The organism is Amycolatopsis sp. GA6-003 (assembly GCF_046267895.1).
In the GTDB taxonomy this organism is placed as follows: domain Bacteria; phylum Actinomycetota; class Actinomycetes; order Mycobacteriales; family Pseudonocardiaceae; genus Amycolatopsis.
In genome coordinates this window covers 3,318,796-3,332,059 of sequence record NZ_CP176499.1, presented here as the reverse complement: position 1 = coordinate 3,332,059, position 13,264 = coordinate 3,318,796, and the positions used below count along the sequence as shown (strand labels likewise).

The following is a 13,264-nucleotide window of genomic DNA, read 5'->3' as shown; positions in this document are numbered from 1 at the left end:
GGAGCGAGGGGTCCCTTCGCTTCGAGCGTCCTGACGTGAAGGGCCCCTTCATCACCGCCGGGCAGGCGCGAAAGTCCCCGTCACGCCAATCGGGCACGAGCGAGGGGTCCCTTCACTCCGAGCACCAAGGAATGAAGGGACCCCTCACCACAACAAGCCGTTCAGGAACTGCTGTCCGCTTAGGAACCGACGCCGTCCGCTCAGGAGGCAGCAGGCTCAGCCTCGTCGCCGGCCGCGGCGTCCTCGACCAGGGTGCTTCGCAGCCACTGTTCCACTCCGGCGACGTGCACCGTCGCCCACGAGCGGGCCAGTTCCGGTTCGCGTGCGGCGATCGCGTCGTAGATCGCGGCGTGTTGTTCCCGGGTCCGGGCTACCGCGCCCTCCTGGGTGAGGCCGCGCCAGATGCGGGCTCGCGCGGTCGGGCCGGAGAGGCTTTCGAGCAGCGAACACAGCACCGGATTGCCCGAACCGTCCGCGATTTTGCGGTGGAACTGCAGATCGTTGGCCACCAGCGCCTCGACGGTCGGCGATTCCTCCAGTTCACCGAGCAGCTCGCCGAGTTCGGCGACGTCCTCGTCGCGCATGTGCAGCGCCGCCATCGCGGTGGCCGCCGGTTCCAGGATCCGCCGCACGGCAAGGAAATCGAGCACGGTGTCGTCGCGATGGAAGTCGACGACGAAGGTCATCGCGTCGAGCAGCAGGTTCGGTTCCAGGCTGGTGACGTAGGTGCCGTCGCCCTGGCGCACGTCCAGCACCCGGATCAGGCACAGCGCCTTCACCGCCTCCCTCAGCGAACTGCGGGACAGCCCCAGCCGCTGCGCGAGCTCGGCCTCCTTGGGGAGCCGGTCGCCCGGAGCCAGCTCGCCCGAAATGATCATGTCCTTGATCTTGTCGATCGCGACATCGGTGACGGGCATCGGGACCGCCCTCCCTGCAGAGACCTCGGATGTTTACCCCTAACAGCGTGCCACGACTCCCGTCAGGAGGAACGATGACCCACGGCCCGGCGCCGCAAACGGTCGCCTTGCGCACCCGGCTCAAGCCCGGAATGGAGAAAACCTACGAGGAGGTGCACGCGGTGATCCCGGCGGATCTGGACGCCGCGCTGCGCCGCGCCGGCGTGCGTTCGTGGCGGATCTGGCGCGACGGGCTCGACCTGTTCCACTTCGTCGAAGTAGACGATTTCGAGCAGATGCGCGCGAAACTCGCCGACGATCCGGCCGACATCGCGTGGCAGAAACGGATCAACGAACTGCTCGACCTCGGCCGTTCGGACGTCGCGCACGGCCTCGGGCTGGTGTGGCAACTCCCGGCGGAGGCGTGACCGTGGACCTTCCTCCGCTGGGACTCGGCGGCGCGCAACTGGGCAACCTCTACCACGCGGTGCCGGACGAAATCGCCGCGGCGAGCGTGCGGCGGGCGTGGGACGAGGGGATTCGCTACTTCGACACCGCGCCGCACTACGGGCTCGGACTGTCCGAACGACGGCTCGGGGCCGCGCTGGCGGCGTATCCGCGAGCCGAGTACGTCCTGTCCACGAAAGTCGGGAGAGTGCTGGAACCACGCGCGGTGGCCCCCGGCGAACGTGACGACCAGGGCTTCGACGTTCCCGCCACTTACCGCCGCCGCTGGGATTTCAGCCGCGACGGGGTGTGGCGTTCGCTCGAGTCGAGCTTGGACCGGCTGGGCCTCGACCGCATTGATCTCGTGTACGTGCACGATCCGGACGAGCATTTCGAAGAAGCGGTTTCGGGTGCGTTCCCGGCGTTGCTGGAGTTGCGCGAGCAGGGCGTTGTAGGGGCGATCGGGGCCGGGATGAACCAGGCGCCGATGCTGGCGGAATTCGTGCGCCGGTTCGATCTTGACCATGTCCTGATGGCTGGCCGGTACACCTTGCTGAACCAGCCGGCGTTGGACGAGTTGCTGCCGCTGTGCGTCGAACGCGGCGTCGGTGTCGTGGCCGGCGGAGTGTTCAACGGCGGAATCCTCGCCACTGAGCAACCCGGTGCGATTTACGATTACGCGGCCGCGCCCGCGGATCTCGTGGAAAAGGCACAGAAGATCGCGGAAATCTGTGCGCGACACGGTGTTTCGCTGCCCGAGGCCGCGCTCGCGTTGCCGCGAACGCACCCGGCAGTGGTGTCGGTGGTCGTCGGTGCGCACGACGCCGAGCAGGTGTCGCTGAACGTTCGCCGGGCAGCGGCGAACGTGCCGCCCGTACTGTGGGACGACCTCGCCGACGCCGGCCTCCTGCGGTCGGCCGCCCGCCCCGTCGCGTCCGGAGGAGCCCAGTGATCGACTCGCACCACCACCTGTGGGACCCGGCGCGCCGCGAATACCCGTGGATGTCCGGCGACGCGCTGGCTCCGATCCGCAAGCCGTACACCGTCGACGATCTACGCACGGCGGCCACCGCGGCGGGCGTCCACGCGACCGTGCTGGTGCAGACCGTCTCGGACGAGACGGAAACCGAGGAATTCCTGGCCACAGCCGCATCCGAACCACTGGTGGCGGGCGTCGTCGGCTGGGTCGACCTCGCTGCCCCGGACGTGGCCGACCGGCTCGCCCGGCTGCGCGAACTGGGTCCGCTGGTCGGCATCCGGCACCAGGTCGAGGACGAGCCGGACCCGGACTGGCTGCTGCGCCCGGAGATCCTGCGCGGCCTGACCGCGGTCGGCAACGCGGGCCTGGTCTACGACCTGCTCGTGGCACCGGCACAGCTCGCCGCCGCCCGGCAGGTCGCCGAGCGGTTGCCGGACGTGCGGCTGGTCCTCGACCACGCCGCGAAGCCTGGCATCGCGGCCGGCAAATGGCAGCCGTGGTCGGACGGCGTGGCGTCGCTGGCCGCGCACGGCAACGTGCACTGCAAGCTGTCCGGCTTGGTGACGGAAGCCGACTGGCGCGAATGGCAGGTGGGCCATTTGCGCCGCTACGCAGACCACGTGTTCGAGTCGTTCGGCGCGAACCGGGTCATGTTCGGCTCCGACTGGCCAGTGTGCGAACTGGCGGCAGCGTACGAAGTCGTACTGGACGCGGCGGTGTCGCTGACCGGCGGGCTGAGCGACCCGGAACGTCTGGAGGTCTTCGAGCGCACGGCGGCACGCGTATATGAGCTGAAAGATGCGGCGGGCTAAAACCAGAGTGCCGTGCGAAGCAGAGCCTGTCGACCGATTCGGCGGTCCGCGGCGGCGTTCCAGCCGTTCGAGTGACGAAACGACTCAGAAGTCCTGGCCCTGCACCATCTCGCGGAGCTTGGACAGCGCGCGGTGCTGCGTGACCCGGACGTTGCCGGGCGAAATGCCCAGCGTTTCGGCCGTCTCGTTAGCGCTGAGGCCGACGACGATCCGCAGCGCCAGGATTTCCTGCTGCAGCGGGGCGAGGCGGGTGAGCAGCTCCTGCAGGCGGCTGCCGAGGTCGAGGCGCAGCGCGTGCGATTCCGGCTCATTGCCGCCGGAGAGCGGGTGCTCCGGGAGTTCGGGCACCGGCTCGGACCGGTCGCGCGCGACGGCCCGGTAGGCGTCGGCGACCTTGTTGGCCGCGATCGCGTGCACGAGGTAGAGGAAGGAGCCGCCGCGGTCCTGGTAGTCGGGAAGGGCCTTGAGGACGGCCATGCAGACGTCCTGCGCGACGTCGTCGGCGGCGAGGTAAGAGAGGTCGCGGCCGCCCATCCGGGCCCGGCAGTAGCGGGCGACGACGGGGCGGAGCACGTGCAGCAGGTCGGCGATCGCGGCTTGATCGCCCTGCCCCGCGGCGCGTACCAGCGGGTCGAGGTCTTCTTTGGTCAGGCGTCCGCCGGACCGGGGCAGCGTCGAAGGGCTCACGTAGCCCGCGACGCCGGACACCGCAGTACGGGACGTCTTTGACGGTGCTGTCATGGTCGTCTCCCCGGCAACCCTGCGACCGTCGCTTGTCTTGGGGTCAACACTCTGTGATGTTGCGGTCGCAAGTACTCCGATTGAACCGGGCGAGCACTGCGATCGTTGCGACGCTCCGTAACCTTAAGCGGCCGGAGGCCGACCGTCCACATTTCAACTACGAATACCCCGTTAGCAGCAGCGGTCTTGACACAAACGAGACCAGCCGACGCACAGTACGAATCCGGCCTCGCAGCATGTGCGGATGTCCGATTTTGCGCGTCACGAAGAGTGATAGCCGGGTAGCTCAACTGAGAGTGGTCGCACTGCGGGTAGAACGGGTTCCACTACCGTTGGTGATCTTGTGGCTCGCCGTCACGCCGCGCCCGGGCGAAAACCCACCACCGCAGAACGGCGAACCGGACGACCCCGCCGACGAAACTGGCCGCGAGAAGGGCGGCGGTCTGCTGCCCGGCCGAGGGGTGCGCGACGACGGCGTCGAGGACCGCCAGGACAACCGATCCGTAGCCTGCGTAGAAGGCGAAAGTGACGAGATCCTGCAGATGCCGCTTGCCCGCGCGACTGCTCCGGCTGGCGAAAGTGACACGCCGGTGGAACTCGGTGTTGCCCGCCGTCGTGATCGCGAGCGCGACGAGATTCGCCCATTGCGCGCCGATTTCCGGCCGGAAGACGAGGAAGAGGACCGCCTGCAGCCCGGTGGTGACGACCCCCGCGGCGAGATACCAGGCGGCGTGTCCTCCGATCTCGCGACGTGCGGTGCGTTTGTCGGGGCGGTTTGGCCGATGGACGCTCTGCGGTGTCGGACGCGTGGCGGGGCTCGCGGCCGGACTCTGGTGGGGCTGGCCGTGGGCGGGGCTGGTTTCGAGATCCGGCGCAGGTCGCGGCGGGCGGGTGGCTGCGGCGGAGATGTTGTTGCCGGTTTTTGGCGACAGGAGGTCGGAGGTTTTCGCTGCTGCTGGCTCGTTCGGATTCGCCGTTGAGTGGCGACTGGCGGGAGGGTTGCTTGCGTCCGAACGCGGCAGTCCGGCGTCGCCACTCGCTGGCCGAGGGCGACGGGGGTCCGTAGCGGTCGTTGGGTGGCGTCCGGCGGGGTCGGACCGTCGCAGCTCGTCGTTGCTGCTTGCCGATTTATGGCGATTGATGCTCGGGTCGCGCACCCGGTCGTGGCTGATGGTTTCGGCTCCGGCGGCTGGCGGTCGCGAGGGTGCGGAGGCAGTTGCCGTTTCGTGGCGAGAGGCGGTGGCGTCGGTCGTCGGGCGGCGACTGGCCTGTCCAGGATTCGGCGGCAGCTGATCGCTATCGGTCGTTTCCTGGCGAGCGGTGCTCGGATTCGCCGTTGAGTGGCGACGGGCGTTCTTCCCGCGGTGGTCGGTGCCGGAGTCCAAGGAGGCGCGAGTGCTGACTTCGTCGATCAGCACGGCCAGACCGTTGTCGGCTGCGCGGTACTGGTCGCTGGCCTCGGCGAAATCCGGGTGACTCGGAGTCGTGCCGAGCGTGCCAAAGTCCGGCAGCGCGTCATCGCCGAGTGGGTCGCTGCTGGCTTTGCGCCGGGGACGGATCCTGATCCGGCCGCGCGGCTTCCACCTGGTGGTGGTCATAGTGCCGACGCTAACTCCCCTTCGTCCGCTCATGCCCTGGCGGACCGCAGGAAACCCCTGTGATTCCGACGACAGCCGTTCGGCCCGTTTCACTCGAGGCCGCCTCGGGTAGCTCACCACGAACAATCCGGACCTGCGGGGAGGTGCCCGTGCGCGATCTTGGTGACGACACTCTCCGTGAGGGTCGACCACCCGATGCGGTGAGTTCTCGCGTCGACCCGGTCCGCGCGTCCGCGCCTGGTGCCGCGGCGCGCGCCGAATCAGCTTCCGGCGAGGTTCGGGAAAGCCAGCGTGCCGCGGAGCAGCCGGAGGTGCGTCCGCCGGTGCATGGCGGGCCGTTCGAGGGATCGGCCGATGCCGCCGGGGAGTCCGTCGACGAGAAGTCTGCCGCTGGGGAGTCTGCTGGCGGGGGCGATGCCGCGCCGGGGTCGCCCGACTCGGCTGGATCCGGCTGGCCGGTGCCTGAACAAGGCGAACGGGTCGACCACGGCGGCTGCACGGTCGCCGACGCGATCCGGTCGGCCATGGCCCGAAGATCGTGATCTCAAACGTATTTGTGACAGGTTCCACCCTCGCGGCAACGGCCTCGCGCTCACACTGCGCGACCGTCGTGCCGCCTTTAGCGTGAAAAACCACCCTGCAACCGACCGCGCGCATCCGACTGCGACGAAGGGAAGGCCGAAAGATGCTGACCGTTACCGAAGCCGCCGCCGAGGCGATCACCGCGTTGACCGCTGAACAAGGCAGTGACTCCGAACAGAGCGGCCTGCGCTTCGCGCTGCAGAGCATGGAAGGCGACGGTGCCCAGCTGGCACTGTCCGTTGCCCCGGCACCGGAGGACGGCGACCGTGTCGTCGGCGCCGACGGCGGGGCGAAGGTCTTCCTCGAGCCGCAGGCTGCGGCCTTGCTCGACGACAAGGTCCTCGACGTTCAGCAGGACGACACCGGCGACGTCGCCTTCGCCGTCCTGCCCCAGCAGCAGTCCGCCTGACGGACTGCGCGAGCAACACCCGGCCACGGGGTTCGCGCGGCGGTGTCCGTCCGTTGAACCCCGTGGGCCGCTCGCCGGTACCGGATGCCTCACCGCAGGCGAGTCCGGTGAGGTGCTCCATGGCCGATCCTTTGGATGGCACAGCCATCCGAAAGGTGGGTTGTCCAGACGACGGGGTGGCTGCGTTGCTGTGCAGAAGCGCTCCCGCGATTGCTCGCGGGGGCGTTCTGCTACCTGGCGCGCAGCCAGTTCCGCACTAGCACTGCGGCCCGTTCGCGCAGCAGTTCCGCGGCGTGGGAGCGGGCGTAATCCAGCGACGGCGCGTGGTTGATCAGCGCGCTGCTGCCCACGACTCCCAGCTCGGCCAGCGCCTCCGTGTCCAGCTGGATCCGTCCGGCGAGCACCAGCAGCGGAACACCCGTCCGTGCGGCCCGCGCCGCGATGCCGGCCGGGGCCTTGCCCGACAGCGATTGTTCGTCCAGTGAGCCTTCGCCGGTGATCACCAAGTCCGCGCCGCTCAGAGCAGTGTCGACGCCGGTCAGGCCGGCGATCAGGTCGAAGCCGGATTCGACCGTCGCGCCGAAACCCGCGATCGCTCCCGCCGCGACACCTCCGCCAGCCCCGGCTCCGGCAAGGTCGGAGACGTCGCGCGCGCCAGCCCGCACAAGCGCTTTCGCCCAGTGCGACAGTGCTTCGTCGAGGGCACGGACGTCGTCCGGGTGGGCCCCCTTCTGCGGACCAAACACGGCCGCCGCTCCGTTCGCGCCGAGGAGCGGATTCGTCACGTCCGTCGCGACCGCGACCGGCACAGTGCCCAGCCGTTCGCGCGCAGGGCTCAGGTCGACGCGCGCCACCTGTGCCAGCGACCCGCCGCCGAGACCGACTGGTGCGCCGGAAGCGTCGAGGACTTTGGCACCCAGCGCAGCCAGCATTCCAGCCCCGCCGTCGGTGCTAGCGGTACCGCCGACGGTCAGCACGAGCCGCCGTGCTCCGCGAGAGAGGGCATCGTTCAGCAACTCGCCGACGCCCCACGTGTGCGCGGCCAACGCGACTTCCCGGCTCGGCGTCACGAACTCGATCCCGCACGCTCGCGCCGACTCGACGTAGGCCGTGCCGTCAAACAGCACGTACCTCGCGTCGACTGGATCGGCGAGCGGACCTCGCACCGACAACCGCACCATGGAGCCGCCCGCGTTCTCGAGCACCTCCAACGTCCCTTCGCCGCCGTCGGCGACTGGGCACGCGGAGATCTCGGCGTCCGGCAACGCATCGCGCACGCCCTGCGCGATCGCATCCGTCGCCTCGACCGCGGTCAGGCTTCCCTTGAACTTGTCCGGCGCGATCACGACCCGCGTCATCGGCCTACCTCCGTCAGCGGTTCGGCACCGGCGAGCACTGAGACGACATTGCGTGCGGCCAAGACCGCCATCGCCGTCCGCGTTTCCACCGTCGCCGACCCGAGATGCGGTGTCAGCACCACGTCGTCGCGGTCCAGCAACCGAGGTTCGACGTCCGGCTCCTTTTCGAATACGTCCAGCGCCGCGCCCGCGATCTCACCGGCTTCGAGCGCGTCGGCCAGCGCCGACTCGTCGACCACCGGACCGCGCGTGGTGTTCACCAGGTACGCGGTCGGCTTCATCGCCCGCAACGCGTTCGCGTCGACTAGGTGCCGGGTCTCGGGAGTCAGCGGACAGTGCAGCGACACGAAGTCGGAACGCCGCAGCAGTTCGTCAAACGACACGAACTCGCCGTCGAAGTCCGGTTTCGCCGACCGTCCGGAGTAGACGACCCGCATCCCGAACGCCGCCGCTCGTTGCGCCACCGCACGGCCGATCTGCCCGAGCCCGACGATGCCGAGCGTCTTGCCCTGCAAGCCGGACCCGAGAAGGAAGCCGAGGTGGAACGACCACGGCTGCCGTGCGCGCAGCAAACGTTCGCCTTCGCCGAGCCGCCGCGAGACGGCCAGCAGCAACCCGAACGCGAGGTCCGCGGTGGCGTCGGTGAGCACGCCCGGCGTGTTGGTGACCACGACTCCGCGCTCGGCCAGTGCACTGACCTCCACGTTGTCGTAGCCCACCGCGACGTTCGCGACGACCTTCAGTCCGGGACCCGCCGCGTCCGCGACTGAGCCGTCGATCCGGTCGTGCAGCATCGACACCACCGCGGCCGATCCGGCGACGAACTTCCGCAGTTCCTCGGACGTGAGCGGCCGGTCCTCCGGCGAGATCTCGACTTCGCCTGCTTCGCCGAGCACCTGCACGGCCTCGTCCGGGATCCAGCGGGTGACAGCGATCTTCGGCATGCGGAGCAGCCTAATGCCGACCGTGCCGCTCGAGCGAGGTTCGCGGCGCGCTCACCGCCGGACACCCGCCTGAGCTGCGACGGAGCGTCCAGCCGCGACAGAACTTCGCCGACGCCGACAGCGCCCGGATTCCGCATTGCGGTACCACGCAACGAAATCCGGTCTGCCGCCGACTGCTCCGCTCTGTGCTTGCCGCGAAACCCGTTCGCCGACCCCTAGCGCACCGTGTTGTCTTATCGCATCACCTCATCTCCCTCGAAGCCGTAAAACCTGGCGTTGTCTTGTGCCGTCTCTCCGGACGTCCGCTTCACCCTTTGGCACTCCCACGGGCGGCCGGATCGTGCTATGTTCTCATGTAGAACTTCTGTGCGCTATGCGAACACGCTAGCACGGAACGGCGGAAAACAGGAAGATCCAGACGGAAGGGCTCGTGATGGCAAGGGTGCTGTCGCTCGGCGAGGCGGTCGCCGAGCTGGTGCACGACGGAGACACCGTCGCTCTCGAAGGCTTCACGCACCTCATCCCCGTGGCGGCCGGGCACGAGATCATCCGTCAGGGCAGGAGGAACCTCACGCTCGTGCGGATGACGCCGGACATCGTCTACGACCAGCTCATCGGCGCGGGGTGTGCGAGCAAGCTGATCTTTTCATGGGGCGGCAACCCCGGGGTCGGCTCGCTGCACCGGTTCCGCGACGCCGTGCAGCACGCGTGGCCGGCGCCGCTGGAGATCGAGGAACACAGCCACGCGGGCATGGCGAACCGTTATGTCGCAGGAGCTTCCGGGTTGCCGTTCGCCGTGCTGCGCGGCTACACCGGCACCGATCTGCCCGCGCAGACGGACACGATCAAGCCGATCACCTGTCCGTTCACCGGCGAGCAGCTCACCGCGGTGCCCGCGCTGAACCCGGACGTCACGATCGTGCACGCACAGCGGGCCGACCGGGCGGGCAACGTTCAGCTGTGGGGCATCGCGGGGGTGCAGAAGGAAGCGGTGCTCGCGGCGAAGCGGTCGCTGGTCACCGTCGAGGAGGTCGTGAACGAGCTGGAGCCGCGGCCGGGCGCGCTGGTCCTTCCGTCCTGGGCGGTCACCGCGGTGGCCGAGGTGCCGCGCGGCGCGGCGCCGTCCTATGCCGCCGGGTACTACGAGCGAGACAACGCGGCGTATCAAGCGTGGGACGAGATCGGACGGGACCGCGAGGAATTCGCCAAGTGGCTGAACGACCTGACCGGGGTGAAGGCATGAGCGAGTACACCGCTGACGAGATGATGAGCATCGCCGCGGCCCGCGCGCTCGGCGAGGGCATGTCGTGCTTCGTCGGGATCGGATTGCCCAGCACGGCGGCGAACCTGGCCCGGCGCACGCACGCCCCGAACCTCACGCTGATCTACGAATCGGGTTGTCTCGGCGCGAAACCCAGCAGGCTGCCGCTGTCGATCGGCGACGGCGAACTGGCCGACACCGCCGACGCGGTCGTCAGCGTGCCCGAGGTGTTCAACTACTGGCTGCAGCCCGGCCGGATCGACGTCGGGTTCCTCGGTGCCGCGCAGCTCGACAAATTCGGCAACATCAACACCACGGTCATCGGTTCCGACTACCGCGATCCGAAGGTGCGCCTGCCCGGCGCGGGCGGGGCGCCGGAGATCGCCGCGTCCTGCAAGGAAGTATTCGTCGTGCTGCGGCAGAGCAAGCGGACGTTCGTGGACAAGGTCGACTTCGTGACGTCGTTCGGCCACGGCTCCGGGCGCGGCGACCGCGAACGGCTCGGCCTGCGCGGAGCCGGGCCGACGCTCGTGGTCACGGACCTCGGCCTGATGCGGCCCGACCCGGAAACCGCGGAGCTCACGCTCACCGAACTGCACCCCGGGGTCGAGCTGGACCAGGTCGTGGAAGCGACGGGGTGGACACTGAAGACGGCCGCGGACCTCAAGACCACCCCCGCGCCCACCGAACGCGAACTGACCCTGCTCCGCGAACTGAAGAAGGCCGGCGAATGAGCGACGCATACATCCTCGACGCGATCCGCACTCCCTTCGGGCGCTATGGCGGCGCCCTTTCCGGAGTGCGTCCTGACGACCTGGCCGCGGGTGTCCTTCGGGCGCTAGCCGAGCGCAACGGCCTCGATCCGTCCACTGTAGACGAAGTGCTGCTCGGCGACGCCAACGGGGCGGGCGAGGACAACCGCAACGTGGCGCGGATGGCCGCGCTCCTCGCCGGATGGCCGACCTCGGTGCCCGGCGCGACGGTGAACCGGCTGTGCGGGTCCGGCGTCGAAGCGACCATGCAGGCGAGCCGGGCGATCCAGGTCGGCGACGCGTCGCTGGCGGTCGCGGGCGGCGTCGAGTCGATGAGCCGCTCGCCGCTGGTGATGCCGAAGCCGGACAAGGCTTTCCCGGCCGGCAACCAGACGCTGTACAACACGGCGCTCGGCTGGCGGATGGTCAACCCGGCGATGCCGTCGCAGTGGACCGTTTCCCTCGGCGAGTCGACCGAACTGCTCGCCGAGCGTTACGGCATCGGCCGAGAAGAGCAGGACGCGTTCGCCGCGCGCAGTCACGTGAACGCCGCGCGGGCGTGGGACGAGGGCTTCTACGACGACCACGTGGTTCCGGTCGAAGGCGTCGAGCTGACCCGGGACGAGGGCATCCGCCCGGACTCCTCGCCCGAGAAGCTCGCGAAGCTGAAAACGGTGTTCCGCAAGGAAAATGGCACCGTCACGGCGGGCAACGCGTCGCCGCTGAACGACGGTGCGTCGGCGTTGCTGCTCGGCGACGAGGCCGCGGCCGAGCGGCTCGGCAAGACGCCGCTGGCCCGGATCGCCGGACGCGGTGCCGCGGGGGTCGACCCGGACGTGTTCGGCATCGGCCCGGTGCGCGCCGCGGAAATCGCGCTGGAACGGGCCGGCATCGGCTGGGACGACCTCGCGGCGGTGGAACTCAACGAGGCGTTCGCGGCGCAATCGCTGGCCTGCCTGAAAGAATGGTCGAAGCTGGACCCGGAGATCGTCAACGTCAACGGCGGGGCCATCGCGATCGGGCACCCGCTCGGCGCGTCCGGCGGCCGGATCATCGGCACGCTGGCGCACCAGCTCCGCCGCACCGGCGGTCGCTGGGGCCTCGCGGCGATCTGCATCGGCGTCGGCCAGGGTCTCGCTGTCGTGCTCGAGAATCGCTGAGAAAGGGGAGGCATCGTGGCCACACCGACCGACCGGCGCCTGCCGCAGTACCGGCCCGATCCGGACGGCACCCACCCGCCGCTCGACTACGCGCCGTACCGGTCCACCGCGCTGCGGCATCCGAAGCAGCCGCTGGTCCTGCTGCCGCAGATGCTCACCGAGGTCACCGGTCCGCTGCTCGGCCCGGGGCGGCTCGGCGAGTTCGACAACGACCTCACCCGCCAGCACGCGGGCGAGCCGCAGGGCCAGCGGATCATCGTCACCGGCAGGCTTCTCGACGGCGACGGCCGGCCGATCCGCAACTCGCTCGTGGAGATCTGGCAGGCCAACGCGGGCGGCCGCTACCGGCACACCGGCGACCGCTGGCCGTCCCCGCTCGACCCGAACTTCGACGGGCTCGGCCGCACGCTGACCGACGACGACGGGCGCTACGAGTTCACCACCATCAAGCCCGGCGCGTACCCGTGGAAGAACCACGACAACGCCTGGCGTCCCGCGCACATCCACTTCTCGGTGTTCGGCTCGGCGTTCACCCAGCGGCTCGTCACCCAGATGTACTTCCCGGACGATCCGCTGTTCTCGCAGGACCCGATCTTCAACTCCATTCCGGACGAGAAGGCGCGGCAGCGGATGATCTCCCGGTTCGACCTCGACCGCACCGAGGAAGAATGGGCGTTGGCGTTCCAGTTCGACATCGTGGTGCGCGGGCGCGAACAGTCGGTGTTCGAGGACGAGGAGGAGGACGAGTGAGGCTGGAGAGCACACCTTCGCAGACCGTCGGGCCGTACCTGTCCATCGGACTGCCGTGGGACGACGGGCCGTTCGTGGTCCCGGAAGGCACCGAAGGCGCGGTGTGGATCCGCGGCGGGGTGTACGACGGCGCGGGCAACCCGGTCCCCGACGCGATGATCGAGACGTGGCAGGCCGATCCGGACGGCGGGTTCGACCACCCCGACGACCCGCGCGGCAAACCCGCCGCTCCGTTCCGCGGATTCGGCCGGTGCCCGACCGACGACCAGGGCCAGTACCGGATTCTCACGGTGCTGCCCGGCATCGTGCCGGACGCGTCCGGGGCTCCGCAGGCGCGGCACATCGACGTGTCGGTGTTCGCCCGCGGGCTGCTGAACCGGGTCGTCACGCGCATTTACTTCGAGGACCAGGACAACGCCGGCGACGCCGTGCTGGCGAGCGTTCCCGAGGAACGGCGGGATACGTTGCTGGCCAAGAAGGACGGTGCCGACTACCGGTTCGACGTGCGTTTGCAAGGCGAAGGCGAGACGGTGTTCTTCGCGGTCTGACCGGCCGTGTCCATTGTGGAGGTTCGA

14 protein-coding genes are annotated in these 13,264 nt (G+C 69.3%); 9 read left to right on the top strand and 5 right to left on the bottom strand.

Annotated features, from left to right (window positions below; genetic code table 11):
- Positions 1-200: 200 nt before the first annotated feature.
- Entirely contained in the window at positions 201-917 is a 717-nt protein-coding gene (locus F9C12_RS14615; protein WP_409182513.1) for a FadR/GntR family transcriptional regulator, read from the bottom strand.
- Positions 918-991: 74 nt separating this feature from the next.
- Between F9C12_RS14615 and F9C12_RS14610 the strand changes: the two genes are divergently transcribed.
- Genes F9C12_RS14610 through F9C12_RS14600 form a run of 3 tightly spaced genes read left to right on the top strand, consistent with a single transcriptional unit; the run spans position 992 to position 3,134 of the window.
- Positions 992-1,324 carry an L-rhamnose mutarotase gene (locus F9C12_RS14610; protein WP_409466226.1) on the top strand — a complete coding sequence of 111 codons (333 nt, stop codon included), beginning with the start codon at positions 992-994 and terminating at the stop codon, positions 1,322-1,324.
- Positions 1,321-2,295 carry an aldo/keto reductase gene (locus F9C12_RS14605; RefSeq protein ID WP_409182511.1) on the top strand — a complete coding sequence of 325 codons (975 nt, stop codon included), beginning with the start codon at positions 1,321-1,323 and terminating at the stop codon, positions 2,293-2,295. The genes F9C12_RS14610 and F9C12_RS14605 overlap by 4 nt, the downstream gene beginning before the upstream one ends.
- Entirely contained in the window at positions 2,292-3,134 is an 843-nt protein-coding gene (locus tag F9C12_RS14600; RefSeq protein ID WP_409466225.1) for an amidohydrolase family protein, read from the top strand. Before F9C12_RS14605 ends, F9C12_RS14600 begins: the two co-directional genes overlap by 4 nt.
- Positions 3,135-3,218: 84 nt before the next feature.
- Here the strand turns inward: F9C12_RS14600 and shbA are convergent, their stop codons facing one another.
- Both shbA and F9C12_RS14590 read right to left on the bottom strand, forming a co-directional pair.
- Positions 3,219-3,875 carry an RNA polymerase sigma factor ShbA gene (gene shbA, locus F9C12_RS14595; protein ID WP_409182509.1) on the bottom strand — a complete coding sequence of 219 codons (657 nt, stop codon included), beginning with the start codon at positions 3,873-3,875 and terminating at the stop codon, positions 3,219-3,221.
- A gap of 326 nt (positions 3,876-4,201) precedes the next feature.
- Positions 4,202-4,618: a GtrA family protein gene (locus F9C12_RS14590; RefSeq protein WP_409467011.1), complete on the bottom strand. Its 417-nt coding sequence runs from the start codon at positions 4,616-4,618 to the stop codon at positions 4,202-4,204.
- A gap of 1,540 nt (positions 4,619-6,158) precedes the next feature.
- Here F9C12_RS14590 and F9C12_RS14585 point away from each other — a divergent pair.
- The gene (locus tag F9C12_RS14585) at positions 6,159-6,464 is read left to right on the top strand and encodes an iron-sulfur cluster biosynthesis protein (protein ID WP_409182508.1); all 306 of its coding nucleotides are present in this window, start codon (positions 6,159-6,161) and stop codon (positions 6,462-6,464) included.
- A 230-nt stretch (positions 6,465-6,694) separates the two neighbouring features.
- Here the strand turns inward: F9C12_RS14585 and F9C12_RS14580 are convergent, their stop codons facing one another.
- Positions 6,695-7,822 (bottom strand): glycerate kinase, encoded by a 1,128-nt coding sequence (locus tag F9C12_RS14580; RefSeq protein WP_409466224.1) that lies wholly within the window; start codon positions 7,820-7,822, stop codon positions 6,695-6,697.
- Positions 7,819-8,766: a 2-hydroxyacid dehydrogenase gene (locus F9C12_RS14575; RefSeq protein ID WP_409466223.1), complete on the bottom strand. Its 948-nt coding sequence runs from the start codon at positions 8,764-8,766 to the stop codon at positions 7,819-7,821. The genes F9C12_RS14580 and F9C12_RS14575 overlap by 4 nt, the downstream gene beginning before the upstream one ends.
- 433 nt (positions 8,767-9,199) lie before the next feature.
- On the opposite strand from F9C12_RS14575, the gene F9C12_RS14570 reads away from it, so the two are divergent.
- Genes F9C12_RS14570 through pcaG form a run of 5 tightly spaced genes read left to right on the top strand, consistent with a single transcriptional unit; the run spans position 9,200 to position 13,237 of the window.
- Positions 9,200-10,009 (top strand): CoA transferase subunit A, encoded by an 810-nt coding sequence (locus tag F9C12_RS14570; RefSeq protein ID WP_409182505.1) that lies wholly within the window; start codon positions 9,200-9,202, stop codon positions 10,007-10,009.
- Positions 10,006-10,761, top strand: a complete 756-nt coding sequence (locus F9C12_RS14565; RefSeq protein WP_409182504.1) for a CoA-transferase subunit beta — start codon at positions 10,006-10,008, stop codon at positions 10,759-10,761. The genes F9C12_RS14570 and F9C12_RS14565 overlap by 4 nt, the downstream gene beginning before the upstream one ends.
- On the top strand, positions 10,758-11,939 hold the full coding sequence (locus F9C12_RS14560) for a thiolase family protein (protein ID WP_409466222.1): 1,182 nt from the start codon (positions 10,758-10,760) through the stop codon (positions 11,937-11,939). The genes F9C12_RS14565 and F9C12_RS14560 overlap by 4 nt, the downstream gene beginning before the upstream one ends.
- A 15-nt stretch (positions 11,940-11,954) precedes the next feature.
- Positions 11,955-12,689: a protocatechuate 3,4-dioxygenase subunit beta gene (gene pcaH / locus F9C12_RS14555; RefSeq protein ID WP_409182502.1), complete on the top strand. Its 735-nt coding sequence runs from the start codon at positions 11,955-11,957 to the stop codon at positions 12,687-12,689.
- Positions 12,686-13,237: a protocatechuate 3,4-dioxygenase subunit alpha gene (gene pcaG / locus F9C12_RS14550; protein ID WP_409466221.1), complete on the top strand. Its 552-nt coding sequence runs from the start codon at positions 12,686-12,688 to the stop codon at positions 13,235-13,237. Before pcaH ends, pcaG begins: the two co-directional genes overlap by 4 nt.
- The last annotated feature ends 27 nt before the right edge of the window (positions 13,238-13,264 follow it).